Below are 357 nucleotides of genomic sequence, written 5' to 3'. Positions count from 1 at the left end.
CACGTCATGTTCTGGCTGACAAAGGCTATGACGGCCAACGCGCTATGGACGCCATCGCGGCAGCAGGAGCGAAACCGGTCGTTCCGCGTCGAACCACAACTGCCAAATGGCGCAGCTTCGACGCCGCAATCTACAAGGACCGCAATCTGATCGAACGCTTCTTCAACAAACTCAAACACTTCCGGCGCATCGCCACACGCTACGACAAACTTGCGCGAAACTACAGCGGCTTCCTCAACCTCGTCGCAGCACTCAAATGTTGCCTATGAATGTAAACACCACCTAGTCACCTGAATCCGAAGTTCGCTTCATTGTTTTCTGGCAGAAGCGTTTGACGGCGGCGAGGATCTCGTCGGC

At 55.2% G+C, this 357-nt stretch carries 1 protein-coding gene; it reads left to right on the top strand.

What is annotated here, in order from left to right; translation table 11 throughout:
* On the top strand, positions 1–269 hold a 269-nt coding region (locus L3X40_RS22245), incomplete at its 5' end, for a transposase (protein WP_237367493.1).
* Positions 270–357 lie beyond the last annotated feature (88 nt).

The organism is Rhizorhapis sp. SPR117, from assembly GCF_021742065.1.
The sequence above is the reverse complement of the archived record's forward strand: the minus strand, read 5'-3'. Positions and strand labels throughout refer to the sequence as shown.